The sequence below is a fragment of the Vibrio sp. YT-19(2023) genome (assembly GCF_033337395.1).
The window spans coordinates 161,588-187,237 of sequence record NZ_JAWOQN010000002.1 but is presented as its reverse complement, the minus strand read 5'-3'; the positions used below and the strand labels follow the sequence as shown (position 1 = coordinate 187,237).

The 25,650-nt window shown below is 45.3% G+C and carries 20 protein-coding genes; 8 read left to right on the top strand and 12 right to left on the bottom strand.

The genetic code is table 11. The features are described from left to right. Positions 1-66: 66 nt before the first annotated feature. A complete protein-coding gene (locus R7E78_RS02835) occupies positions 67-960 on the bottom strand; it encodes a hypothetical protein (RefSeq protein WP_047102404.1) in 894 nt (297 codons plus the stop codon). 459 nt (positions 961-1,419) lie between these two features. Here R7E78_RS02835 and R7E78_RS02830 point away from each other — a divergent pair, with 459 nt between their 5' ends. The 3 genes from R7E78_RS02830 to R7E78_RS02820 all read left to right on the top strand — a co-directional run bounded on the left by R7E78_RS02830 (position 1,420) and on the right by R7E78_RS02820 (position 5,328). Further along, positions 1,420-2,538, top strand: a complete 1,119-nt coding sequence (locus R7E78_RS02830) for a polysaccharide export protein (protein ID WP_017820139.1) — start codon at positions 1,420-1,422, stop codon at positions 2,536-2,538. A gap of 129 nt (positions 2,539-2,667) precedes the next feature. Continuing rightward, a complete protein-coding gene (locus R7E78_RS02825; protein ID WP_031780905.1) occupies positions 2,668-3,108 on the top strand; it encodes a phosphotyrosine protein phosphatase in 441 nt (146 codons plus the stop codon). Positions 3,109-3,159: 51 nt separating this feature from the next. Next, entirely contained in the window at positions 3,160-5,328 is a 2,169-nt protein-coding gene (locus R7E78_RS02820) for a polysaccharide biosynthesis tyrosine autokinase (RefSeq protein WP_005374875.1), read from the top strand. 65 nt (positions 5,329-5,393) lie between these two features. Here R7E78_RS02820 and R7E78_RS02815 read toward each other — a convergent pair whose 3' ends face one another. Next, positions 5,394-5,765, bottom strand: a complete 372-nt coding sequence (locus R7E78_RS02815) for a hypothetical protein (protein ID WP_017634450.1) — start codon at positions 5,763-5,765, stop codon at positions 5,394-5,396. Positions 5,766-5,772: 7 nt separating this feature from the next. Then, entirely contained in the window at positions 5,773-6,081 is a 309-nt protein-coding gene (locus tag R7E78_RS02810) for a monooxygenase (protein WP_005374871.1), read from the bottom strand. Between the two features lie 109 nt (positions 6,082-6,190). Here R7E78_RS02810 and R7E78_RS02805 point away from each other — a divergent pair, with 109 nt between their 5' ends. The 3 genes from R7E78_RS02805 (at position 6,191) to R7E78_RS02795 (ending at position 10,321) form a co-directional block, all read left to right on the top strand. Then, positions 6,191-7,081 (top strand): LysR family transcriptional regulator, encoded by an 891-nt coding sequence (locus tag R7E78_RS02805; protein WP_042521726.1) that lies wholly within the window; start codon positions 6,191-6,193, stop codon positions 7,079-7,081. A gap of 280 nt (positions 7,082-7,361) precedes the next feature. Beyond that, on the top strand, positions 7,362-8,627 hold the full coding sequence (locus R7E78_RS02800) for a DUF1835 domain-containing protein (RefSeq protein ID WP_042521728.1): 1,266 nt from the start codon (positions 7,362-7,364) through the stop codon (positions 8,625-8,627). Positions 8,628-9,016: 389 nt separating this feature from the next. Further along, positions 9,017-10,321 (top strand): dicarboxylate/amino acid:cation symporter, encoded by a 1,305-nt coding sequence (locus R7E78_RS02795; protein WP_017820133.1) that lies wholly within the window; start codon positions 9,017-9,019, stop codon positions 10,319-10,321. Between the two features lie 104 nt (positions 10,322-10,425). Here R7E78_RS02795 and R7E78_RS02790 read toward each other — a convergent pair whose 3' ends face one another. The 4 genes from R7E78_RS02790 to R7E78_RS02775 form a co-directional block, all read right to left on the bottom strand. Then, a complete protein-coding gene (locus R7E78_RS02790; protein WP_206957636.1) occupies positions 10,426-10,800 on the bottom strand; it encodes a YkvA family protein in 375 nt (124 codons plus the stop codon). Positions 10,801-11,012: 212 nt separating this feature from the next. Beyond that, positions 11,013-12,137: a M20 family metallopeptidase gene (locus R7E78_RS02785; RefSeq protein ID WP_318057622.1), complete on the bottom strand. Its 1,125-nt coding sequence runs from the start codon at positions 12,135-12,137 to the stop codon at positions 11,013-11,015. Between the two features lie 9 nt (positions 12,138-12,146). Beyond that, positions 12,147-12,614 carry a YjiG family protein gene (locus R7E78_RS02780; RefSeq protein WP_005374849.1) on the bottom strand — a complete coding sequence of 156 codons (468 nt, stop codon included), beginning with the start codon at positions 12,612-12,614 and terminating at the stop codon, positions 12,147-12,149. Further along, entirely contained in the window at positions 12,614-13,351 is a 738-nt protein-coding gene (locus tag R7E78_RS02775) for a nucleoside recognition domain-containing protein (protein ID WP_005374846.1), read from the bottom strand. Before R7E78_RS02775 ends, R7E78_RS02780 begins: the two co-directional genes overlap by 1 nt. Before the next feature lie 448 nt (positions 13,352-13,799). Here R7E78_RS02775 and R7E78_RS02770 point away from each other — a divergent pair, with 448 nt between their 5' ends. Then, the gene (locus R7E78_RS02770) at positions 13,800-14,087 is read left to right on the top strand and encodes a hypothetical protein (RefSeq protein ID WP_049872671.1); all 288 of its coding nucleotides are present in this window, start codon (positions 13,800-13,802) and stop codon (positions 14,085-14,087) included. A gap of 96 nt (positions 14,088-14,183) precedes the next feature. Continuing rightward, a complete protein-coding gene (locus R7E78_RS02765; RefSeq protein WP_005374842.1) occupies positions 14,184-14,900 on the top strand; it encodes a DsbA family protein in 717 nt (238 codons plus the stop codon). Between the two features lie 69 nt (positions 14,901-14,969). On the opposite strand, the gene R7E78_RS02760 is transcribed toward R7E78_RS02765, so the two are convergent. The 5 genes from R7E78_RS02760 to R7E78_RS02740 all read right to left on the bottom strand — a co-directional run bounded on the left by R7E78_RS02760 (position 14,970) and on the right by R7E78_RS02740 (position 25,249). Beyond that, complete coding sequence (locus R7E78_RS02760) at positions 14,970-17,030, bottom strand: alpha-amylase (RefSeq protein WP_042522184.1); 2,061 nt, start codon at positions 17,028-17,030, stop codon at positions 14,970-14,972. A gap of 180 nt (positions 17,031-17,210) precedes the next feature. After that, positions 17,211-17,885, bottom strand: coding sequence for a monofunctional biosynthetic peptidoglycan transglycosylase (mtgA, locus tag R7E78_RS02755; protein ID WP_031778873.1), 675 nt, complete (start codon positions 17,883-17,885; stop codon positions 17,211-17,213). Positions 17,886-18,021: 136 nt separating this feature from the next. Then, positions 18,022-20,214, bottom strand: a complete 2,193-nt coding sequence (gene glgB / locus R7E78_RS02750) for a 1,4-alpha-glucan branching protein GlgB (protein WP_224721283.1) — start codon at positions 20,212-20,214, stop codon at positions 18,022-18,024. Between the two features lie 283 nt (positions 20,215-20,497). Next, positions 20,498-22,678, bottom strand: coding sequence for a 4-alpha-glucanotransferase (gene malQ, locus R7E78_RS02745; protein ID WP_258497793.1), 2,181 nt, complete (start codon positions 22,676-22,678; stop codon positions 20,498-20,500). 117 nt (positions 22,679-22,795) lie between these two features. Beyond that, positions 22,796-25,249, bottom strand: a complete 2,454-nt coding sequence (locus R7E78_RS02740; RefSeq protein WP_318057621.1) for a glycogen/starch/alpha-glucan phosphorylase — start codon at positions 25,247-25,249, stop codon at positions 22,796-22,798. Positions 25,250-25,650: the final 401 nt, after the last annotated feature.

Sequence of the window (25,650 nt, the reverse complement as noted above, 5' to 3'; positions counted from 1 at the left end):
CTACAATACGATAGGATCAAAAAAGGCCTCTGAAGAGGCCTTTAGAATTTATCAGCAAAAACTTGCTTAGTTACCGCCTGAACCGCCTGATGGTGGAGCAACCGGATCAACTGGCTTACCAGGCTTCGCATCTGGAACTGGTGGAACGGTAGGTTTGATTTGGTCTACAGGCTTACCTGCAGCAATGTCTTTTTCAACCTGCTCAACAACGTTCTTCGTATCTTCTTCAGAGATTTCTACGTAAATCACTTCTTCAGAATCCGCGCCTGCTTTAGGGTAATGCGGGTATTTCGCAATCACTTCTTCTGCCATTGATTTTGCAGCTACAGCCACGGCTTCAGGTGCAGCTGTTGGGTTCGCTTTAATGATATCAGACACGATATTTGCCGTAGCAACTAGCTTCGTAGCAAGTTCACTATTGCCGCCTTCACTTTGAAGGTTAGCAACTACAGACTCTGTATCACGAAGGATTTCGTCAACTGTTTTACCACTTGCATTGATATCGATACCTAAATTGGCAAATACTTTTTCAGCAGTATCTGATGAGTATACCTCTCCGTCATCTAGAGAGTTAGCTACCAACGTTGTAAATGGAGAACCTGTAACTAAAGAGTCAGCTTGGGCAAGACCTTTAGGAATCTTGTAATCAGACGTAATAGGTTTTCCGTTAGATGCATCTACACTCTTATCAGTATGCTTCAATGTGAAAGTACATTCACCTGGTGCACTCACTACGTCGATATGGCTAATGCGAGCTTTACCAACCATGCCTTCATAGTTTGTTGTTAGCTCATCAGCCTGACCTTTTAAGTCTCCACCACAGTCATAAGATACTTCCATGCCGATAACAGCTGGATCATAAGCCTGTACTGAGTATGTTTTTACCTCAGGATCGCTGTCACTACCACAACCTGCTAGTAGAACAGCAGCCACACTTGCCGTTAAAAGTTTGATTTTCAAAATTAGCTCCAATATTTGTTGTTATATCCGACCGCAACACGAAGCATAACGGCAGTTGCATAATAGTGTAAATAGGATGCATACAACTTTGGCATGAGTTTTTTCACATTACTGCCTGTTTGCTTGTGCAAAATCATGCATTCATCTCAATAACGCTAAATAGACACAATTTTGTCATGTATTCGTCAGTATTTTTTCGAGTAACTTGTTGCCTTTATTGCAACCAGATGGATAATAGTTGACTATTTTTTGTGGGTCGGATTTTCACACCTTCATTAATAAAACTAAGAGCTCTAAGTCGCTAGCAGCCATTTGGAGTGTTTATTACACAAATAATTCTGAATGGACTCGCTTTCTAAAGGCTTAAAACTGCAGTAAATCGTCAATATTGATGAAACTCAGTTCAATTAGAATGAATCAATTTCAGTCGGCAAACTTTCTTTCGGTAGTTATAAACCAATGAACACATTTAATAAATTTTTGGGGATATCAGTACTTCCAATCCTTCTTACAGGGTGTACTTTGCCTGGTAGCCACCTTTCGGTCAGTGACAAAACAGTCATGAGCACTGAATCGAGTGATATAGAGTCTCAGGTTACCGTTTATCCCTTAACTTTGGAGCGCGTAACGTCTTTAAATTCAGTGGACCCTTTTTCAAAACCAAACCCAGAGTTAGATATTGAAATCGCAAAATATGAATACGAAGTAGGACCTGGCGATATCCTAAATATCACTATTTGGGATCACCCAGAGCTAACGATCCCAGCGGGCTCATACCGAAGCTCAGCCGAAGCGGGTAACTGGGTGCATTCGGATGGCACGATCTTCTACCCTTACATAGGTGTCGTACATGTTGAAGGCAAAAACGTACGTCAGATTCGTGCAGACATTGCAAGCCGCCTTGCAAAATACATTGAGAGCCCACAGGTCGATGTAAGCGTTGCGGCATTTCGCTCTAAAAAGACTTATGTAACTGGCGAAGTTAACAAGCCAGGACAACAACCAATTACAAACATCCCCCTTACACTTCTAGATGCTGTGAATAGAGCTGGCGGACTGGCTGCCGAGGCTGATTGGCGTAATGCGACACTGACACGCAATGGCGTTGTTGAAAACGTCTCTTTGTATGCTCTGATGCAACAAGGCGATTTAACTCAAAACCGCCTTCTAAAGCCTGGTGATATTGTTCATATTCCTCGAAACGATGCGCAAAAAGTATTTGTTATGGGCGAGGTTAACGATCCGAAATTACTCAAAATTGATCGTAGCGGCATGAGCCTTACTGAGGCTCTTAGCAGCGTTGGTGGTATCAGTGAAATCTCCGCAGATGCTACCGGTGTGTTTGTCATCAGACGTTCAAAAGAAGAAGCTAAAATGGCGGACATTTATCAGCTAGATGTTTCTGACGCTTCTGCTTTGGTGATTGGTACTGAGTTTGATCTCAACCCTTACGACATAGTCTATGTGACGGCTGCACCTGTTAGTCGTTGGAATCGTGTGATTGCTCAGCTCGTTCCAACCATTTCCGGCTTTAATGAACTAACTGAAGGTGTACTACGAGTACGCACTTGGCCGTAAAACAACGTGCCGCAAGAAACTTATCTCTTGCGGCACGTAATCGATAGCTACTCAGCTCAATTGCGCAATATAAAGAAGCCAGCAATTCAGTTGAGATCATAAGCATACAATTTAAAGTAGGGTAAGCATTTGTTTTCTAATATTCTTGTCGTCTGTGTCGGTAATATTTGCCGCTCTCCAACAGGAGAGCGGCTTTTGCAGTCTTTACTACCAAACAAACATGTCGCATCAGCAGGAATCGCAGTAGATAAGAGCCATCTAACGGGAAAAGCTGCTGACGAGATGGCAACCACTATCGCGAACGAACATAGCGTAAGCTTAGATGGACACGAAGCACGACAATTAACACCTGAGCTTTGCGCTCAATACGATCTGATATTGGTTATGGAAAAAGGTCATTTAGAAGCCTTAACCAAAATCGCTCCTGAGGCACGAGGTAAAACGATGCTGTTTGGACAGTGGATAAATGAACAAAACATCCCTGATCCATACAGACAAAGTAGAGAAGCTTTCGAACATGCATATACGCTTATAGAAAAAGCAGCAAAAGCGTGGTCTCAAAAACTATAAGCCGCAAGGCTAAATAAACGCCAATGGCAAGGTATTTAAGAAGTTAAAGTAATGACAACACAAACTATTAAGCAATCACGTCAAGCCGACGATGAGATCGATTTGGGAAAGTTATTTGGGATCATTCTCGATGCCAAATGGCTCATTCTATGTACCGTAGTCCTATTTTCAATTATAGGCGTCGGCGTTGCCATTCTATCAACACCTATCTATAAAGCTGACGCTCTTATCCAAATCGAAAGTAAGAGTTCAGGTGGTATTTCAGCGATGGTTGGTGATATGGGAGAGCTGTTTTCAGCAGAATCATCAGCGACAACAGAAATAGAGATCATCAAATCTCGTATGATCTTGGGCGGTACTGTTGATAAGTTCAACTTAACGACTGTCGTTTCTCCAAACTACATGCCAATTATTGGTAAAGGCCTAGCTCGACTACAAGGTGAGCAAATCAGTCTGAGCGTTTCACGATTTAATGCTCCTTCTTACGCAGTTGGCGTTCCTTTAACTCTTGAAGTTATTGATTCTGAAAAACAGACGTTCAGGCTCTTAGAAGATGACAATAACGTCATTTTAGAAGGTAAAGTTGGTGAACTGCTTGAGAAGAATGGATACCAATTTTTGGCGACTGAACTTGTGGCTCAAACTGGTGACTCATTCACGGTCAGCAAAATCAGTAAATTAGATGCAATTAATAAACTTCAAGAAAACTTATCGATTAGCGAACGTGGTAAGCAAACCGGGATTATATCTTTAAGCTTCTCTGGTGAAGACCGCGCTAAGATTCAAGATATCTTGAACGACATTAGCCAAAACTACTTCTTACAAAACGTTCAAAGAAATTCTGCAGAGGCAGAGCAAAGCCTCGAGTTCTTGAAAGGTCACCTCCCAGACATCAAAACAAAACTGACCGCTTCTGAAGACGTTTTAAATCGATTCCGTCAAGAAAATGAATCTATCGATTTAGGCCTTGAAGCTCAGTCAACGCTGAAAGTAATGGTTGAGTTAGAAGCACAGCTAAATGAGCTTACATTCAAAGAAAGTGAGATCAGCCAACGCTTCACACAGGATCACCCAGCTTATAAGTCGCTACTTGATAAACGTGAAACACTACTAAAAGAGAAAGAACGTCTTAATAAACAAGTTCAAAAGTTACCGAAAACACAGCGTGAAGTTCTACGTATGACACGCGATGTAGAAGTAAACCAACAAATCTACATCCAACTATTGAACAAGGTTCAAGAGCTCAACATTATTAAAGCCGGAACAGTTGGCAACGTTCGAATCTTAGATAACGCTCAATCTTTCTCTAAGCCAATTAAGCCGAAAAAAGCGCTTATCGTTGTGCTAGCAACACTGCTTGGCGGTATGGCAGGCGTTGCTTTCGTATTAATTCGTGCAGCATTCCACCGTGGTGTGGAAACACCAGATCAAATTGAACAGATTGGCATGCCAGTTTACGCAAGCGTTCCAAAATCTATTCAACAACTGGAATTTGCAAACAAGCTTAAGCGCAACAAAGGCAGCAACAATGAGCTAGTCCTTCTAGCGGAAGCTAACCCAGCCGATCTTTCCATTGAGGCTCTACGTAGTCTTCGCACTAGCTTGCACTTTGCAATGATGGAAGCGAAGAATAACGTTCTTATGATTTCAGGTCCTGCACCATCTATCGGCAAAACATTTGTATCGACCAACTTTGCGGCCGTCGCTGCGAAAACCGGTCAGAAAGTGCTGCTTATTGATGCGGATATGCGTAAAGGTTATTTGCAGCAATGCTTCGGTCTACGTTGGGACAACGGTCTTTCTGATTACTTGAGCGGTAAGACATCCCTTAGCAACATCATTAAATCTACATCCATTGATAATTTAGATGTTGTGACTCGCGGCCAAGTACCACCAAATCCGTCAGAACTTCTTATGCACCCTCGCTTCAAGAGCTTTGTTGACGAGATGTCTGCACAATACGATCTAGTCATCATCGATACGCCGCCTGTACTCGCAGTTACCGACCCAAGCATTGTTGGCGCGCTTGCAGGAACAACTCTGATGGTCGCTCGTTTTGATCAAACGACTTTGAAGGAGATTGAAGTCGCGCAAGGTCGCTTCGAGCAATCAGGCGTTGAAGTTAAAGGTGTGATTCTCAATGCAGTTGAGAAAAAAGCATCTAACTCATACGGCTATGGATACGGCTACTATAACTACGCGTACAAAAGCGAATCATAACTTGAATTTAGATCGCTAATTAAACCAAATATGACAAAGCCCTGCTAGAAACAGCAGGGCTTTTTCTATTGCACTCTTAATTGCTTGTACGTAATCAAACTAAGCAAGACAAAGAATATTGGGTCACTCCAACCAAAACCGACAAATACTCCGATAATGCCGGCATAGGTAGTAATCACTGCCCCTAAGCCATTAGTAATCAATAATGCTTTAAACAGCTGTTTCGCAGTATGCCCTGATTCCACATTACGTAACATCAAACTCACCGCTGCGATTCCACCTAAAAAGATCGAAGTATGCTGCGATAAAAACAGCGCGTACTGGTCGTTAATTTGTACTCCATACATCGGCCACATTATGGTTGGTACAAAAAACAACGCAAAAGCGAATACCGTATATACGACACCATGAACGGTTAGAAAAGTGCGGTTGGTCATCATCTCCTTATCCTCTAATAGGCCCTTGATTGAGCGTCGTTAACGGCACATTGATATCGAAAATTTGACCTCGTACTTCGACTACGCCCATTTTTCGTAAGCGTGCGGCATGCATTTCGAGATAAGCTTGCGCCGTGGCTTCATCTTCAAAAAGATAGATACCACCACCGAGTTTGTCTTTTTCGCTTTCCGTCCAGATTTTCCAAATCATGCCCGGCTCTTGGTTAATCGACTTAGCTAAGTCGACCAGAGCATTCGACATCTCGTCACCAAACGGACCATGAAATTCAAAATCAACTTGCAATAATTTCGCCATCTTGAGTCTCCTCTTCTTATTGACTCGTTTTCGATGACAAGATTATTACCTTTATAAAACTGACAGAAAAGTTCATAATTTCGCCATTAACTGTCTAAAAAATTGACTCATGAGACTAAAAACGACCTTAGAACAATGGCAAACGCTACAAGCGATTAATCAAGAAGGCAGCATTCAATCCGCAGCTTTACTGCTCAACAAGAGCCATACCACATTGATCTACTCGGTGAGGAAGTTAGAAGACCAACTTGGTATTCAACTTATCGAAGTACGAGGGCGCAAAGCGGGTTTGACAGAGCACGGCAAAACCATACTGCGTCGTGCACAATCCATGCTTGAACAAGCGCGGGAACTAGAAGTCATCAGCGAGCAGTTAAAAAGTGGGGTGGAATCTCAAATCACGGTCGCAATAGATCATCTTTGTGACCCTTGTTGGCTTTATGCACCACTCAGTCAATTTTTGGAGGACAACAACACGACCTCCGTTCAAGTGGTTGAAACGTCACTGAGCAAAACAACCGAAATGGTCGTAAATGAGCTCGCTGACATCGCAATCATCAACTTACCGATAACCAACTACCCTGCCGAAGCATTTGGCGTAACAACCATGCTGCCTGTAATCGCAGCACACCATCCACTCGCTAAAAAGCCGCATGTTTCCATCGACGATTTTGCAACCACCAGCCAAATTGTCATCCGTGACTTAGGTGATTCAGACAAAACGAAAAGAGATGTGGGTTGGTTACGCGCACGTCAGCGTATTACCGTCGATAACTTCGACCACGCTTTTCACGCCGTAGAGCAAGGCGCTGGATTTTGTCGGCTACCAGCGCACTTAGTCGCAACCCGCAAGAGCGATAAAATTAACGTATTGGAGATCGAACACTCCCATCAATATCAAGTTGCGCTGCACCTCACTTTGCCCAAAGGAGCCAAAAGTGGTCCTGCGACTCAAGCGCTTTATCGTACTTTACTCAAAAGTGTAGAAACTCGAGTCTAGCAACAGTGGTATTGAGTTGAATCGCTAGTGTTATCGGCTATTGATTCTCCCTAAATATAGAGAAACGGCCATTTTGTGACGCTACACTCTCACAAAAGGTTGCACGAAGGATAGCGACCACCTACTATCACTCTGCTCATGCCTAAAGCACCCAACACTCGCGGAAAGAACTCGGTTCACGGCAATATCCTCACCTGCTTGGTTTAGCAGGCACAATCTGTTTTTACCTTCTTTTTTGCTTCTATATAGGCGAGTGTGGAAGAAATAAGAAAGGTGAAATATGAACTCTACAAATAGCTTCTCGATCAATATCAATCAGCAAAAATCCATTGCTAAAAAAAGGCTCAAAGCTATCCGCCTATACGATGACGCCACGTTGGAGTTAGTTAAGCGATTTCACTCCAAACCAGAATCTTTGGCTCCCAATACAATTCAATTGGCTGACGTTCAACATGCACTCGCAAGAGAACTTGGCTTATCCAGTTGGAGTAAACTAAAAGCTCATGTCGAAGAGCTAGAAGCGCACAAACTAGCCATCAAACAACAAAAACCGCCCCTAGATGCGAAAGTAAAAACGCTACACGTTCGTTGCGGTCACGATATACAACAACAGCTTAAAACCAGTGGATTTGAAGGGACATTTTTAGCCCTGATCGATCCGCTTTGTATTGGCCCCATACCAGCAACACCGCAGAACTTCCTTGCCATTCGTGCCCAATATGTCGTAGAGACTCTGCTGCCTGTGATGAAGCGTGAAGACTCGGTTCAAGATATAGTCACATTGGAACAATCAAACCTCGATCTGTTGCAAAGTGATGTATTTGAACGAATCGTCTTTTGGGTCGAACATGACAGTTATGATCAATTGATGCTAATTCGTGCTCTAACACAGTTAGAGAATGTAGAGAATAAAGTGATAGAGATCATTGAGTTGAACCAGTTCCCGGGCACTGAACGATTCATCGGCTTTGGGCAGTTGCCTGAAGAAGCTATTCGTTCTTGTTGGCGATACCGTAAACCTGTGACAGCAAAATTATTCAGTCAGGCTAAACGGTGTTGGCACGCTATTACATCACCGACACCTATTTCCATAGTTAATTTGATTCAGCAGCATAACCTGGATTGCTTGCCCAATATATTCAACGTGCTTAAACGCCATTTGCAAGAGTTACCTAATTCACAAACTGGATTGAGCTTGACACAACACCTCGCACTAAAGGTCTTGAGCTCGCAAAATCGTTCAATTCCCATCAAAGATTGGTTTGAGCAATATCAACAACTAGAACCTCTTCCTTACCTAGGAGACGTGATGTTTTACGCGTTACTCCTCCCTCTAGCACAGTGTCAAACACCTTTGATCACGATTGAGTCACGTGAAAGGCACTGGTGGGAACAAAGCGTCCGTATCACTGAGGCTGGCAAGCAGTGTTTGGAAGGCTTAATACGAGCGAAACAATGCTATTGGGTTGGAGGGATTAAAAATACCAGTCAAAGTTATTGGAGCTGGGATCACCTCCAACTAACTACACTTGCCAACCATCATTGAGTTGACAAATATGAAAGCATAAAGGGTTCGTTGGCTCTGATGAACACTCAATACTAAATTATCCCTAAAGAAGCGACCGCTAGCCTGAATATAACTTAAATAGTTATGCAGAAATGCATCCACTCAAAGAGAGTATGCACTCTATCTCTTATTAAAATTTATTGTAAATCCTCTTTGTTATCGGTTGTATATTCGATAAAAGTGTTAAAATACAAACTTTTCATCCGGCCAATTCGTTAATATTTGGTTAAAATCCCATTTTTATTAGTGATAAAGTTCACATCTATTAACCATTTAGAGGATTATTCTTTCGTATTTTCTCACTCCGCTGCTAATCTGCTCGCCGCTTTGAAGTGAACTCAAGGTGCATAACTATAAGGAGTGTTCTCATGAATACCAAGAAACCGATGTCGCTTACCAGCCGCGTAATTTTAGGTATGGTTGCGGGTATCTTGACAGGATTTGCAATTCGCACACTTTTTGCCGACAACGGATTTGTCGACGCATACATTGTTAATGGATTATTCGAAGTTGGTGGACAGATCTTCGTTGCCAGCTTAAAAATGCTTGTTGTACCGCTAGTATTTGTTTCGTTAGTTTGTGGTACTAGCTCTCTCAAAGACCTCTCTACACTGGGTCGCATGGGCGGTAAAACCCTCGCTTTCTACGTTACGACAACGGCTATCGCGATTACGCTTGCTCTAACTATGGGTACTCTATTCCAGCCAGGGGCAGGGGCAGATCTAACGGCAGCAAGTTCATTCAAATCAGCCGAAGCGCCATCTTTAGGTCAGGTGATCATCGATATGTTCCCGACCAACCCAATCAGCGCAATGGCAGAAGGTAAAACTCTGCAAGTTATCGTGTTCGCCGTGCTATTCGGTATCGCGATCAGTGCAGCGGGTAAACCAGGCGAACGCATCGCAGCATTCTTCTCTGATCTGAATGAAGTGATCATGAAACTGGTCGCGATTTTGATGAACTTGGCGCCTTATGGGGTGTTCTTCTTAATGGCGAAGCTATTTACTGGTCTTGGTCTGGGCGCGATCGTCAATCTGGCAGAGTACTTCTTAGTACTGGCTGGTACGCTTGTCCTACACGGTCTAGTTACTTACAGCTTAATGTTAAAAGGTTTCACAGGTCTAAACCCAATTACGTTCCTACGTAAGATGGAAGACGCGATCATGTTTGCTTTTTCTACAGCATCATCGAACGCGACGATTCCAGTGACAATGGAAACAGCAAAGCACCGCATGGGTGTTGAGAACCGTGTATCATCGTTCACAGTACCACTTGGTGCAACCGTGAACATGGACGGTACGGCGATCATGCAGGGCGTAGCAACTGCGTTTATTGCTCAAGCTTTCAATATTGATTTAACTATGGGCGATTACCTAATGGTTATCATGACGGCAACTCTGGCGTCTATCGGTACCGCAGGTGTTCCTGGTGTGGGTCTTGTCATGCTTGCTATGGTATTGAACCAAGTTGGTCTACCGCTTGAAGGTATCGCGCTCATCATGGGTGTTGACCGTCTTCTTGATATGATTCGTACCGCGGTAAATATCACTGGTGACAGTGCTGTAACCGTCATCGTTGCGAAATCAGAAGGTGCATTGGATGAAGCTCGCTTCAACGACCCAATGGCAGGCGTAGCCGAAGAAGAAGTGCACCTGAAACGCGCTGACGCCTAAATCGTTCTACGATTACCATCCTGAAATTATATAGTCCTGTCTAAAAGAAAACCCCGATGGAAACATCGGGGCTTTTGTTTTCTCCGCGTCTAGAAATGCTCTTTCTAATCCACCATCGAATTCAGCTTTTCTCTCGCTTGTTCTTCATGCTCGTCGGTGATGGCATTGCCGACCGAGTTCGCCGCCAGAGTCAGTGCCGCCATATCATCGGTAAAACCGACGCCAGCTAGTACGTCTGGCACCATATCTGTTGGTAGGACGAAGTAAGCCAGCGCGCCACCTAAAATAGCCTTGTGGCGAACAGAGGTGTTGGAATCTGCCATCGCGAGCCATGATTTAATGCCCATTACGGCAATTTCTTCACCCGCTTTCTTAACCGACCCTTTCATTTTTCGCCAGAATGTTTTCTCATCTGGCGCTTGCATCGTTTGATCTTTGGCGTCTTTCGGCGCCGATTTTACAGACATTGTTGTGCTCATCGTTGCCTCCGAAATTTATGACTATGTCCAACATATTAATAAATCGAACCTGAACGCAAGATTAATAACAAGAAATGATAGTAAAGTGAAACACAGATAGAAAAATCCCCAAACCGAAGTCCGGGGATTATTGTCTTGGAAACAAAAAGTCTTGGAAAACAAAAGTTTTGAAACCAAAAGCTTTGGGAGCCAAGCTTTAGAAGCAGAATGCCTTATTGAACAATCGTCTCCAGTACACGTATCAACATTTTGATACGTGGTTCAATAGACTCAAGCAACAAGTACTCTTGATCGCTGTGGAAGCCCGCACCGATAGGTCCTAGACCATCCAAAGTTGGAACACCAAGAATAGCCGTGTTGTTTGCATCAGAGCCACCACCGACTTCTTTCCAATTGATGTCGATAGCCAGTTCACTTGCCGCTTCTTCAACTAGCATCATCAGGCTTTCTGTTTGTGGGCTTGGCACCATAGAAGGCTTATAAGCTTCACGAACCAACTCAATTCTCACGCCATCAACGAATGGTGTTTCCAGCATGCCATTTAGCTTGCTATCGACATCATCGTATTCTTCGTTGCTCCAGAAACGCACATCCACGATCGCTTCCGCGTGCTCAGGGACGATGTTCGCACCGTTGCCGCCAGAAACAATGCCGACGTTCAGCGTAGTACCAGAGTCAAAGTTGGTCATTGCATTGACAGCCAGAATCCAATTTGCCATCTCAGTGATTGCGCTGCGACCGTTTTCTGGCTCGTTACCTGCGTGAGCAGCAACGCCATTAAAGGTCATTTTGTAGCGAGCCATGCCTTTACGCGCTTTCACTAAACCACCGTCTGCACGTGCTGCTTCTGCAACCAGTACATTCTTAGCGTTTTTCGCAACTGATTGAATCCAATCCACAGAATCCAGAGAGCCTGTCTCTTCATCTGGGTTCATGCAGATAGCGATAGATAACTTATCCAACACAGCTTGGTCTAGATTACGCATCGCGTACACGATGTTCAGCAAACCAGATTTCATGTCAGACACACCTGGACCGTACGCTTTCTCTGCATCTTGAAACATTGGACGAAGCTCAGCGGTACCCACAGGGAACACCGTATCCATGTGACCAATTAGCATCACATCGATTTGCTCAGCTTCCGGCTTATTTCGAACTTCAAGACCAACACCGGCTCTGCCACAGTCGATGCGTTTTACGCTCCAACCTGACATCGCTTGGTACTTCTCTTCAAATTGAGAAGCGATGAACTCGATACCATCAGTAGTATAAGTGCCACAATCCACATTGATTAGCGGACGTAGCTCTTCTAGATATTCATTTAGAGAGAATTGCATGACTCACTCCTAGACAAACAGATTCATCACTAGCATTGCGCCAAATGCGTTCAATACTGAGATTGCAATCATAACTGGGATGTAACGACCTTCAGTACCAATTGGACCCATGATACGACCCATGTACTGAACTTGAGAGCCCATTAGGTAGATAGCTGGCGCTAGAATCGCAATGTGCGTACCGTTCAGGATGCCTTGGTCAAATAGCGTAATCACTACGCCCACCGCGCCGCCCATCGACATCCAAGCACCGATCAATACCGCTGCTGCTTCACCCGGAAGACCAAACACCGCCATGATTGGAGAGAACACAGTGCCCATCAGATCTAGCGCGCCAGTGATTTGCAGCGCTTTGATGATAACGAACGCCATCAATACGTTAGGAACCGTAGAGGTAGTCGCAATTACCCAACCTTTCTTAGCACCTTCGACGAAGATATCCGTCACCATTGGTTTTTTCGCTTTAACGTCACCCATTATGCCGTCTCCTCTTTTAGGTTCTCTGATTTGTTTTGGTCTTGTTTGTCTTCTTTACCTTCCGTCATGTTCAGGTAAATACGGAACAGGTTTGCACCGATGATCTTGAATGCGAACATCACCACAACCGCTAAACCAATAGAAGACGTGACCGCTAGAGAGCCGTCAGCCATCGTCAATGTGAACAGCACAGCACCTGATGAGAAGAAGTTCACGATGGTCGCACCTGCAGTAAACTGGAACATGGTAAATACGTCCGTTTCACGCTTAGTTAGGTGACCTTCATCTTTTAGCTGACGCGTCATCGCCGCACCTGCATCGGTACTTTGTAGAGAAGCAATTAAAGCCAGACCAGAGTTACCAGGGATGCCCATTAGAGGACGTAGAAGAGGAGTAAGAAGCTTACGAGCTGCTTCAAGTGCACCGTAGTGCTCAAGTACGTTGATCATACCTAAGGCGAACATAACAGTTGGAATCAAAGTAAGTGCGAAAATGAAACCGTCGCGAGCACCGCTACCACCAGTACCGCGAAGCGACGTTGTTGCAACTTGCACACCGTCAGCCGTTTCGGTGACACCATACGCCACCTTGCCGAAAGAGCCATTGAGCGTTGTAAAATCGAATACACCGTACCATTCGCTAGATTGCATCAGGCCAGAAAAGAACACGACCGCAAACGCCAGAGCAACGTAGCACCCCAGTGTAACTTTACGCTCAGTTTGAACAGGAATTTTCATAACATTACCTACACATGTGGAACTTAACACATATGTTCACCTGAATAATGTGCTAGAGAGATGATCAAAATCAATCCGCCTGCCGAACATTATCGCGACTCAGTTATGAAGTTTTGTTTTATGATTCCAATCACAATTGAAAGATAATAAAAATTTGTGCTAACAATTAGGTATATTAATCTATGTCGATAGCTCACGACTTCTTCATCAACTCAACAAATGATTCTGACGAATATTGCTTTCTACAACATTCATGACGTACTTCATACTTTGGCATTGAGGCAATATCGATTAACTCGAAAGTAACATTCAGCCACGAAATTTAGGTTAGGATGGCCCGGTCATATGTAAACGGCATAAACCAGAATTAACAGGACTATACGACCCATTGTTACGCTCACAATATAAAATAGCCAAATGGACACTCGCCCTCGTGCTTTGGGTGGTGATGATATGCTTAAGCCAAAATTCTGGTTTCTCGAAAAGCTGCCCGAAGGCTCACCAAATACAGAGTCAGCAAGATGAAAGCGTGAATTTATCACCATCTTGCGACCTTTCAGAAAAGCTGGTTCAAGCTTACCAACATCAGTTTGATCATATTCTTATTCCATTTTTTCTGTTTGCTTTGATTGTGGCGCTGCCGATGACAACCACAGCAATTCGCTATCTGGAATACACAGAACCGATACCGGAAAAGTATCGGGTTCACCTAAAACTTTGCGTGTTTAGAGAATAAAGCCAGCAAGGCGAGAGACCTTTCGGCCTGACTTTTGTACATATTTTATTCACTTCACATAACAAACAACGAAATTTAAAAGTTTTAGGAAATATTATGACATTCACTCGTACACTTTTGGCGTTAACGATGGCTATCGTACCTGCCGTATCTTTCGCATCAGAAAAGACCGCAGAACAAAAGCTAGAGGAAGTTACTCAGATACTAAAAGAAAACCCTCAAATTCTTGATTCATTGCACCAAAACCTTCAAGAGTACATTGCGTATCAACAGTCATTTGGCGACACCTTGAAGGAGGTTCGTCAATATCTAAGTGATGGCAAACATTCCTCTTTTGGTGCTGAAAACCCTGAGTTAACCATTATTAACGTAACAGACTATAGCTGCCCTTTTTGTAAACGTTTAGAAGGAGAGCTGGTCAAAGTTGGTAAGGAATATCCGCAGGTAAAAGTGCTTAACCTCAATGTCTCTTTTAAAGAACAATACGAGAAAAACGGCTACAACTCGGCAAGTTACGCATTAAATGTTTGGCAAAACCAGCGAGATAAGTACGAACAAGTGCATGAGTTATTGGTGAAAAAACCGGGCGCACATGACGCACGTTCCTTAAATCAAATAGCGAAAAAAACGGGGACAGAAGCACAGCTTGTCGACGACAAAGAGACCAAGGCGTTGCTTGATAAAAACTATCAGTATTTCACGCAACTTGGTTTACGCGGCACGCCCGCGTTGATCATTAATGATCAAGTCATTCCTGGCTATGTGCCGTTTGACGAGCTAGAAAAAGTCATCGACCAAGAACTGGCGAACTAATACAACAAAGCCCTTCCCTGATAACTCAAGGAAGGGCTTTTTCTATCTAGGCTTAAAACGAAGTTCTAACTACTTGTCGCGACCCACAAACGCCACAACGACTTTGTCATTGCCAAGCGAGCGAGAGAACACGTACGCGCCTTCTTGTTCAATTACTTGATGCTGACCCGCACCAATCGCTGGGTGCGCTTTACGGAACTGACCAAGAGTTTGCCAGTGTTTGAGCAGCGCTTGCTTCTCATCAGATAGCTTCCATACCATGTCAGAACGAGTGCCTTGGTGGAAATCGTCCGCGTAAGGACCAATGTTACGACCAACTTCATCACCATAATAAACCTGAACAGCACCAGGACTCAAAAGCAGTGCATTCGCGGCGTTACGCTGCATACCGTAATCTTTGAAGCGAGAGAAGAACAGCTCGGTATCGTGAGAAGACATGTAGCTCACAGGGTTAAAGTCTTTCTCATTGGCGATAGTGTCCGCATAGCTTTGGTAAGTGTCTGCCATTTGGCTGAAACACGCCGCGCCTTTGTCTAACTTCTTCTGCATATCGAAGTTAATCAACGCATCAAAGCCGTCGTCGAAGTAAGGGCTGCGATATGCGGTATGTCCCCATACTTCACCCATCATCCAGAATGGCTGACCTGACTTACCGTTCTCTTTACGCCACTGCTCAAGGCTGCTTGATGCCTCTTCTTTCAAGCGTTTCCACACATCGCCTTCAACGTGCTTCACCGTGTCGACACGGTAACCATCAATACCAAAGCGTTTCACCCAATCAGTTTGCCACTCAATTAGGTAGTCCGAGACGGTGTAATTATCACGCTCCTCAACGCGAGTGCCAGGGTTATCCAATAGCCATTGAGCTGGCTTCACGGCTTTGTCTGATTCAGTGATAAAGTCTGGCAAACCCGCCAATGACATGGTGATATCACTGCTGCCCGGAACTGGGTATCCCGGTAGACCTGTTCTTACCCAGTCACCGCCCCACCATTTCGCCCAGTTTGGACTCTGGTAATCAATATTCTGGTGGTAGCTATGCCAGTTTTCGCCCGCTTTTGGTTTCCAATCCCCCCATTTCTTAGGTAGGTCAGCGTTTGGTTTTAACACCTCAATACCGTCAAATTGCAAATCGGCTAACGTTGAGTAACCAGTGTGGTTGATTACTGCGTCCATCAAGACTTTAAGGCCACGTTTATGTGCCTCTTCCACCAGCTTTTTAAGATCAGCTTCGTTACCGAAGTTCTCATCAATCTTGGTAAAGTCACGCGTCCAGTAACCGTGGTAAGCGTAGAATGGGAATGAGCCGCTATCGCCGCCACCCACAAAGCCGTGTACTTGCTCAACGATTGGCGACAACCAAATCGCATCGGTACCTAGGCTCTTTATGTAATCTAGCTTTTCGATCACACCTTTTAGGTCACCACCGTGAAAGGTACCAATCTCTTCTTTACCGTCTTTCTTGCGACCATAGCTGTTGTCATTGCTCGTATCAGCATTATTGAAACGGTCGACCATCACGAAGTAAATGTTGGCATTGCGGTAATCAAACGGCACTGCTTCTTTGGTTTTCTTCACTGGCTCTAGTAGCACCAAACCGCCTGAATCTTTGCTTGGTGTCAGCGATACTTGCTGATCTTTTACTTCGACCATCTGACCAGAATAGGCATCACGCAACTTGGTGCCATCGGGGAAACTGTCACCCAGCGCGATGGTGACTTCGCCGCCTTGGTAAACCTCACATTGCACTTGTGGGATTGGGCGTTTAAATTCTGTCTTGGCAGCTTTCTTAGGCTCTCGCTTGAAGCGTAGAGTTTTGGCTTCCGCATCAAAAGCAAAAGAGTAATCGCCAGTAAAACGGATTTTTAAAGGCAGTTCTGTTGGCTTTCCACAGTTCAGCGCGATAGGTTTGTTGAATTTGACCTTCTGACCATCAGGCGCGACACAGTCGCCTTCAATACCCGTGATTTTGAGCGTGTATCCGTCTTTGGTTAAGGGCACAACCAAAGGCTGCTCTGCACTTAACGGAAAGTCACGGCTGTTGGTCGTGGTAGCAATGGTGATGTTTGGCTCGGCGATGGCACTTGCCGATGCAAGCAATAAGGTAGTCGTAATCAGATTCAGTTTCATCGTTCAGTCCATTGGTTGCGCATAGGCGCAGTATTCGTGTTGTAGTTTTATTCACACTAATAGTAAATGGATGAAAAACTGAGCGCATCATTCTGAAAAGCTACGCCCTAAAGCTTGTGACGCTTCACATTTTGCTTTTATGGGGGCGTAGTTCTACTTATGAGCAGGGTAAAAAGGAGTTTAAAGCTGAACGCTACCAAGGTTACGCATTTGTCTCATCGCCCAATTGACGCGGCTGATGGTGTAAGAAGTCTGAGGGTAAACTTTGATGCGATACGGATTTGGCAGCACCACCGCAAGCCTTGCTGCTTGGCGTGTTGAAAGTTGTTTAGCAGGAATACCAAAGTAGTTTTGCGCAGCGGCTTCCGCGCCATAAATACCTGGACCAAACTCCACCACATTCAAATACACTTCAAGAATGCGTTTTTTACTCCACATTGCTTCCATCAGCAGAGCAAAATAAAGCTCATACGCTTTGCGCACATAAGAGTGTGAAGGAAACAGAAACACGTTCTTTGCAGTTTGCTGAGTAATCGTGCTCGCACCGCGAGAGGGACCGCTCTCGCCAGACTCTGAGATCACTTTAAACAAGGAATCAAAATCCACTCCGTAATGGGTCGGGAACTTTTGATCTTCTGTCGCAATCACGGCCAGTTGAATGTGTTTAGAAATATCACTCAAAGGCACCCATTCATTTTGACTCTCTTCAGGAAATCCTTCAGGAGGAGAAATTATGCGGCTGATCTTCCATCCCCAAATTGGTGGATCGATGTATTTCACTATGCCAACGAGCATCACTGGTAAAAGCAAAAGCACCAATAAGATATTGAACAGAAGGGATTTAATCTTTCTCAAAGTCCGACCTAGCCTGATTTCATAAAACAATATGATGCAAGTATAGAGTATGCAGTCTGTTTATCGTTAGTGAAAACTTGGTTAAAAAAAGCCCGATTTACAATGTAAAACGGGCTTAGAATTTGATTAGACTAAATTATTTGTGCAGCTTGTAGAACACGGTTGAAAGTGGAGGCAAACGAAGCTCAAGTGATTGAGGCAGTGATTCACTTTCGACTTGTTCCGTTTTCACACTGGTCAGCACTTTAAAATCGCTTCCGCCGTATTTGCTGTCGTCCGTGTTCAGCAGCAGTTCGTATTGACCTGCATTTGGAACACCTAAACGGAAACGCTCGTGTGGTACGGGCGTAAAGTTGGTGATGATGAGAATACGCTCACCCTCTTTACTGATACGCTCGTGCGCTAGGATGCTTGCATCTGCCTCGTCTTGTAGACGCCACTCAAAACCAGCAGGAACACAATCTTGATCGTGCATCGCCGCTTCATTTCGGTACAAGTGGTTCAAATCGCGCATCAGCTTTTGAACGCCTTGATGACGTTCGTATTCCAGCAAGAACCATTGCAACTGATCATCGTGGTTCCACTCCGCCGTTTGGCCGATTTCCGCGCCCATGAAGTTCAGCTTTTTGCCCGGTTGACCATACATATAACCGTAGTATGCACGTAGGTTTGCGGTTTGCTGCCATTCATCGCCCGGCATCTTGTTATGGATAGAGCCTTTTCCGTACACCACCTCGTCGTGAGAGAGAGACAAGACGTAGTTTTCGCTGTGCGCATAAACCAGCGGGAAGGTGATGGTATTGTGGTGGTATTTGCGGTGAACAGGATCTTCTTTGATGTATGAAAGACTGTCGTGCATCCACCCCATATTCCACTTGAAGCCAAAGCCTAAACCACCCATAAAGGTTGGCGCAGACACACCCGGAAACGCCGTTGACTCTTCCGCAATCGTCATCGCATTCGGGAAGTGCTTGTACACTTCTTCGTTCATCCATTTTAAGGTTGCGATTGCGTCGTAGTTTTCGTTGCCACCATCAACGTTCGGGACCCACTGATCGTGGCTACGTGAATAATCGAGATAGAGCATCGACGCAACAGCATCGACACGAATGCCATCAATATGGAATTGTTCAAACCAGTACAGCGCATTCGAGACAAGGAAGCGACGTACATGTTCACGGCCTAAATCGTAAATGTAGGAGTTCCAATCTTGGTGCCAACCGCGACGAGGATCTGGATCATGGAACAGAGGCGTACCATCAAAGTTAGCTAAACCATGATCATCCGATGGGAAATGCGCAGGAACCCAATCCAGCACTACACCGATACCAGCTTGGTGACACGCATCCACGAAGAATTTGAAATCATCAGGTGAGCCAAAACGGCTAGTTGGTGCAAACAAGCCAACAGGTTGATAGCCCCATGAACCATAGAATGGATGCTCAGACACAGGCATCAGCTCAACGTGGGTGTAGCCCATATCCACAAGGTATGGCACCAACTGCTCCGCGAGTTCGCGGTAGTTCAGGAAATCACCGTTCTCGTCGCGCTTCCATGATCCAGCATGTAGCTCGTAAAACGATAACGCTTCATCACGCTTTTGTGTCACTGCACGGTTTTGCCATTTCGCATCTTGCCATTGGTAACGCTTGTGATCGTAGGTAATGGATGCGAACGATGGGTATTGCTCAGAGTAGAAACCCCAAGGGTCTTGTTTGTGTGGCAACCCTTCCCCATTTGGCCCTTTGAGCTCAAATTTGTATTGTACCCCCTCTTCCAAACCAGGAATGAATAGGCCCCAGATACCGTAGTCTAAGCGTTGCATTGGATGACGACGGCCATCCCATTGGTTGAAGCAACCCACAAGGCTAACAGCAGATGCATGTGGTGCATAAACAAGGAAACGCACACCAGAGATGTTTTCACCGCCACGTTCTAGCGTGACAAAGTGTGCGCCCATGTAGTGATACATGTCTTTTGGCGTATGCAGATGCTCGTACTCTTGGTAGATATTGTGGTACTGGTACGGGTCATCAATAATTTGTTCAACACCATTCCAATCGACCGCTAAACGGTAGTGGGTCAGGTGTAAATCGCGTTGCTCTTTTAAGATGAAACCGCTGTCGCCATCACGCTCAAGCGCCACGCGAGGTTCACCATTAACAAGCAGTTCAACCTTGTTTGCGCCCGGCATCCAAACTCTCAGCGAAGCTTCGTCGTCAATGAAAGGACCCAGCGCCGCAAATGGATCTGAGTAAGCCGCCTCAGCAAGCAGTTCGTATGCGCGTTCGTGTTGTTTCTTTATTTTCTTGGTTTTGGTGGTTTTCAAATCTTTCTCCCTAGAGCCAACATCCTTTTCAAGACCAGAGATCTGAATCAAACATCGGTTTCTCCACAGCCAACGTTGTGAACTCACAAAAAGACTCCGCTTCTCACGTTCGTTGCGTAAACGGCGTCAAAATACAAAAATGCCCGCTATTGTCGCGGGCATAATAACGGTACTTCATCCTAACGGATTGTGTTTTAGGAATGAGTGACCTAGACGGAACTTTCGTACCTCTGAGCTAACAAAATTGGTAATCAGCTCGTCCATCTACGCCACTCTAGGCATCTTACTTACTCGCCTGTGCACGAACTTCAGTAAGGCGTTTAGAAATACGGTTCACATCTTCACGGCTGAAGATTTCATCTAGGTTCATCGACAATTTACGACGCCAGTTTGGATACTCATCCACCGTACCAGGAATATTGACCGGTTGATCCATTTCTAGCCAGTCTTCAAGCTGAACACTAAGCAGTGCAGAGTCACCCGCGGCTACGTGCAGTTGCAGCGCTTCGCTTAGGTATGAATCCATTGGCACGTACTGAGCATCATGACCAATGCCTTCTGGCAAATAGCCATGCCAGCGAACACTGTCTAGAATGCCTTGTTTGCACTTCAAGCGGTCAGCGAATAGGCCTTCCAACTGCTGCTCATCAGGGTACAGACCAATCTCACGCCCCATCTTCAAGTCATCACAGTGCCAGAAACCGCGTAGTGTTGGCATATCGTGCGTACACAGCGCAGCCATAGACTGCTCAGCGTAGTGCTTCGGAGAAATAAAACCGCCGTCGTCTTTTGATGTTTCGAAGAAGAAGACTTTGTACGAATGCACACCCGCATCACGAAGGATATCCACGATTTCATCAGGCACAGTACCCAAGTCTTCACCGATTACAGAACACTGATGACGATGAGATTCTAGCGCTAGGATTGCTAGCATGTCTTCAACTGGGTAGTACAGGTAAGCACCTTCTGTCGCTTTCTCGCCTTTTGGAATCCACCATAGACGAAGTAGACCAAGAACGTGGTCAATACGCAGCGCACCGCAGTGTTTCATGTTTGCACGCAGTAGCTTGATGTATGCGTCGTAGCCAGTCGCTTCTAGAACCTGAGGGTTAAGCGGAGGCAGACCCCAGTTTTGGCCTAGTGGACCAAGTACATCTGGTGGCGCACCGATGCTTGCATCCAATACTAGCGCGCCTTCGTCAGCCCATGTTTCGCTGCCTGAATCTGCAACACCCACCGCAAGGTCGCGGTACAAACCCACAGCCATGCCTTTTTCTTCGGCTAGCGCTTGCGCTTCTTTGATTTGATCGTCTGCGATCCATTGCAGGTACATGTACAAGTGAACACGATCTTGGTTGTCCTTAATGTACTTCTGAGTACCAGCTGCGTCGAATGTGCGGTATTTCTCAGGGAATACTGGCCAGCCCCACATGTTTGCATCTTCTGCATGTAAATCAGCATGAAGTGCATCGAATGCAGCTTGGTGTAGCAAGCTGTCTCCGCCTTTTTCAACAAAGTCCAAGAAGGCACGAGCGCGATCGGTGTTTTTGTCTAAATGGCGAGCTTTAAACTCACAGAATAGCAGCGGAAGAACGCTCATTTTTAGTTGCGAAACTTCGGTGTAATTCACCCAATGAGAGTCTCGCGCTTTTTGTAAACGTTGTTGGAACTCTGCGCTACCGACACGTTGTTGTGCTTCTGCACTTAGCGCGAACTCAGGTACAGAGCTTACGTCGATGTACATGATGTTCAACCAACGACGAGAAGACGGGCTGTATGGGCTTGCCCCTTCTGGATTCGCAGGGAACAGCGAGTGAATCGGGTTCAAGCCAATGAAGTCACCGCCACGAGAGGCAATATCACTCACCAGTTGTTTTAGGTCGCCAAAATCACCGATGCCCCAGTTATGCTGAGTACGCAGTGTGTAAAGCTGGATACTAGGACCCCATAGCTTTTTGTGTTGGTTTAGATCGTCTTGTTTGAAACACGCTTTCGGCGTAATGATCAATGACATCTCGTAAGGTGTTTTACGACGCTTACGACTGATGATCAGTTTGTGATAACCCCAAGCCAAGTTCTTTGGCAATGCAAACACTAGAGGGCCACCCTCAGCACGCTCATCACGAACAATTTGGGACTGAAGATAGCCTTCAAGTACCTCTCCTTGTTCTGTTTCTAAACGCCAGCTGAATTCACTCTCACGAGCACTCGTACCTAGGTTTAGTTCCACTTCGACTGGTTCGCCGTCGCGTAAAACAAGAACAGGGGCTAGTACGTCTTTTTTATGTTTCTTTTCAGCAGAAGCCAGTAGTTTTTCATCACTGCTAGTATCGTAGCCAAGCGAAGCGAGCAAGCGGCGTAGCGTCTCCTCAGACACTTTAGCCTCATCTCCCCAAGCACTGACATAGCTATCAGCCAATCTCGCCATTTCCGCGACTTTCTTTAATGCTGTTTGTTCTTTCATCGCTTTCTCCGAAGGTAATACCAACACCTTCCATGTAGGGTTTTATTGTTATCAATAACTTCTTTTGGAAAATGACCAAAGGTAGCGCTTGGCTACCTTGGTCTTAACTAGGTTCTATTAGCGTTTCACCGCTTCAAGTGTCCAGATATTGTTCACGTAGTCGCGGATTGAGCGGTCTGACGTGAACTTGCCAACAAGGGCGGTATTAAGAATGGCCTTCTTCGCCCAGCCAGCTTGATCTTTATATTGTTCGCTCATGTCTTCGTGCGCTTTCACGTAAGATGCAAAGTCCGCAAGACATAAGTACGGGTCACCGCCGTCTAGTAGGCTGTCATACGTTGCACGCAGTAAGCCTGGTTGACCTGGTGTGAACTCTTCACCCAATAGCAAGTCCATTGACGCTTTGAGTAAGTGATCCGCATTGTAGTAATCAAATGGGTTGTAACCTTGAGCTTTCAGCGCTTTCACACCTTCAACATCTAGACCGAAGATATAGATGTTCTCATCGCCTACTTCCTCACGAATCTCAACGTTTGCACCATCCATTGTACCGATAGTTAGCGCACCGTTTAGCGCCATCTTCATGTTACCTGTACCTGATGCTTCTTTACCCGCTAGCGAGATTTGTTGAGAAACGTCAGCCGCAGGGATAATGATTTCAGCCATGCTCACGCGGTAGTCAGGGATGAATACCACTTTCAGCTTGTTACCGATGCGAGGATCGTTGTTCACCTTGTCTGCAATCTTGTTGATTGCGAAGATGATTTCTTTCGCTAGGTGGTAACCCGGTGCTGCTTTTGCTGCGAAGAACACAACGCGTGGCGTACACTCAAAACCTGGTTCATTAAGAATACGGTGGTACAGAGACAGTACGTGTAGCAAGTCTAGATGCTGACGTTTGTACTCGTGCAGACGCTTGATTTGAACATCGAAGATTGCATTAGTATCGAGCTCGATACCCATGTTCTCTTTCACCCAAGTTGCTAGGCGTTCTTTGTTCTCTTTCTTCACTGCCATGAATTCTTTTTGGAATGTCGCGTCAGTAGCGTACTTCGCAATACCTTCAAGTTGCTCTAGTTTCGCTGGCCATTCTGGGCCGACTTTCTCAGTGATAAGCTGAGACAGACCTGGGTTACAGAACTTCAACCAGCGACGTGGCGTAATACCGTTCGTTACGTTGTGTAGACGTGTCGGGTACATTTCGTGGAACTCTGGGAATAGGTCTTTCTTAACCAATTCAGAGTGAAGTGCTGCTACACCGTTTACTGCGTAAGAGCCGATTACACATAGGTTTGCCATGCGAACCATGCGGTGGAAACCTTCTTCGATGATAGAAAGCTTCTGTTGCTTCGCGACATCACCCGGCCACATTGCACGTACGTCTTGTAGGAAGCGGTGGTTGATCTCGTAAATGATCTCCATATGACGTGGTAGCAGGTGCTGGATTAGCGACTCTGGCCATGTCTCTAGTGCTTCTGGAAGTAGCGTGTGGTTGGTGTACGCAAATGTCTTAGAGCTGATTTCCCAAGCCGCTTCCCAAGCTAAACCTTTTTCATCCATCAGGATGCGCATTAGTTCAGGAATCGCAATCGTTGGGTGCGTATCGTTAAGCTGGATAGTCTCTTGCTTAGGTAGATCCGCTAGCGAGTAGCCCGCAGCTTCGTGGCGACGTAGGATGTCACGTACAGACGCTGCTGAGTGGAAGTACTGCTGCATTAGACGCAGTGTTTTACCTTTCTCGTGGTTGTCGTTCGGGTAAAGCACTTTAGTGATGTTACCTGCGTCGATCAGTGCGTGCTGAGCTTCGAAGTAATCACCATTGTTAAAGCTTGCTAGTGAGAATGGTGCAATCGCCTGACATTCCCAAAGACGTAGCGGGTAAACCGTGTCTGATTCGTAACCCACAATTGGAAGATCCCAAGGCATTGCTCTTACTGTCATGCCTGGTACCCATTTGCGAACTTCTTTACCGTTCTCGTTAATCACTTCAACGTGACCGTAGAAACCGATCTCTTGCGCAAGTTCTGGACGCGCAATTTCCCAAGGGTAGCCTTCTACACCGCGCCAAGCGTCAGGTGCTTCTTGCTGGCGACCATCTTTGAATGACTGTTTAAATAGACCGTATTCGTAATGTAAACCATAGCCGACAGTTGGGAATTCTTGTGCCGCACATGAATCCATGAAACACGCAGCCAGACGACCAAGGCCACCATTACCCAATGATGGGTCGCGCTCTTCTTCTAGCAGATCAGTTAGGTTGTAACCCAGTTCAGCCATTGCTTCTGTTACTTGTTCATACAGACCCATGCTGATTAGGTTGTTACCAGTCAAACGACCGATAAGGAATTCTAGCGAAAGGTAGTTAACGCTCTTCGCACTTTTAATGCGTGGATCTTCTTCTGTCGCAAGCAAATCTAGAGTAGTAAATTCAGCCAGAGCATGCCCCATTGCTAGGTACCATGCGCGGCTGTCTGCGTTTTCAATCGTATGAGCGTAAGTTACAGATAAATGTTTCTTTACGCTTTCTTGGAACGACTTCTTGTCAAATTGTTTTTGTTGAGTAGGTTTCATTACGAAATTCTCACGTCTTTTGGTAATTCATCTGCCATACATCGTGCATTTACCTCTGTGAATAAACATCCTCCTAATTCTCATCCTTTGAAGGAGGAGGGCTGAGGGCGTAGAGGGGGTACCATTGCTAGGTTAGTGATCCAAATCTCAACAAAGTGAACTTTGCACCAGTTCTTAGTGATTTTGATCACAATGGAATGTGAGAAAGGTTAAAACCCGTTCATGACGCTTTTTATAGTCCACTCATCTGATGATGTGAAAATTGTAATATCGGTCACATTAACTCGGTCAGCGTAGAAGAACTTTTCGTAATCTATGTGCAACGCGATCTTAACGCTAACGAAACAAACGATATTTAAGTGACGACAATCACAAATAAAGGGCGTAGTTGATGGTAAATC

What these genes read in the sequence shown, in the direction of transcription:
- R7E78_RS02820 (WP_005374875.1), top strand. Translation starts at nt 3,160, where the DNA reads ATGACAACACAAACTATTAAGCAATCACGTCAAGCCGACGATGAGATC.
- R7E78_RS02805 (WP_042521726.1), top strand. Translation starts at nt 6,191, where the DNA reads ATGAGACTAAAAACGACCTTAGAACAATGGCAAACGCTACAAGCGATT.
- R7E78_RS02775 (WP_005374846.1), bottom strand. Translation starts at nt 13,351, where the DNA reads ATGAAAATTCCTGTTCAAACTGAGCGTAAAGTTACACTGGGGTGCTAC.
- R7E78_RS02770 (WP_049872671.1), top strand. Translation starts at nt 13,800, where the DNA reads ATGATATGCTTAAGCCAAAATTCTGGTTTCTCGAAAAGCTGCCCGAAG.
- R7E78_RS02740 (WP_318057621.1), bottom strand. Translation starts at nt 25,249, where the DNA reads ATGAAACCTACTCAACAAAAACAATTTGACAAGAAGTCGTTCCAAGAA.
- R7E78_RS02765 (WP_005374842.1), top strand. Translation starts at nt 14,184, where the DNA reads ATGACATTCACTCGTACACTTTTGGCGTTAACGATGGCTATCGTACCT.
- R7E78_RS02780 (WP_005374849.1), bottom strand. Translation starts at nt 12,614, where the DNA reads ATGGGTGACGTTAAAGCGAAAAAACCAATGGTGACGGATATCTTCGTC.
- R7E78_RS02760 (WP_042522184.1), bottom strand. Translation starts at nt 17,030, where the DNA reads ATGAAACTGAATCTGATTACGACTACCTTATTGCTTGCATCGGCAAGT.
- malQ (WP_258497793.1), bottom strand. Translation starts at nt 22,678, where the DNA reads ATGAAAGAACAAACAGCATTAAAGAAAGTCGCGGAAATGGCGAGATTG.
- R7E78_RS02815 (WP_017634450.1), bottom strand. Translation starts at nt 5,765, where the DNA reads ATGACCAACCGCACTTTTCTAACCGTTCATGGTGTCGTATATACGGTA.
- R7E78_RS02785 (WP_318057622.1), bottom strand. Translation starts at nt 12,137, where the DNA reads ATGCAATTCTCTCTAAATGAATATCTAGAAGAGCTACGTCCGCTAATC.
- R7E78_RS02810 (WP_005374871.1), bottom strand. Translation starts at nt 6,081, where the DNA reads ATGGCGAAATTATTGCAAGTTGATTTTGAATTTCATGGTCCGTTTGGT.
- R7E78_RS02800 (WP_042521728.1), top strand. Translation starts at nt 7,362, where the DNA reads ATGAACTCTACAAATAGCTTCTCGATCAATATCAATCAGCAAAAATCC.
- R7E78_RS02830 (WP_017820139.1), top strand. Translation starts at nt 1,420, where the DNA reads ATGAACACATTTAATAAATTTTTGGGGATATCAGTACTTCCAATCCTT.
- R7E78_RS02790 (WP_206957636.1), bottom strand. Translation starts at nt 10,800, where the DNA reads ATGAGCACAACAATGTCTGTAAAATCGGCGCCGAAAGACGCCAAAGAT.
- R7E78_RS02795 (WP_017820133.1), top strand. Translation starts at nt 9,017, where the DNA reads ATGAATACCAAGAAACCGATGTCGCTTACCAGCCGCGTAATTTTAGGT.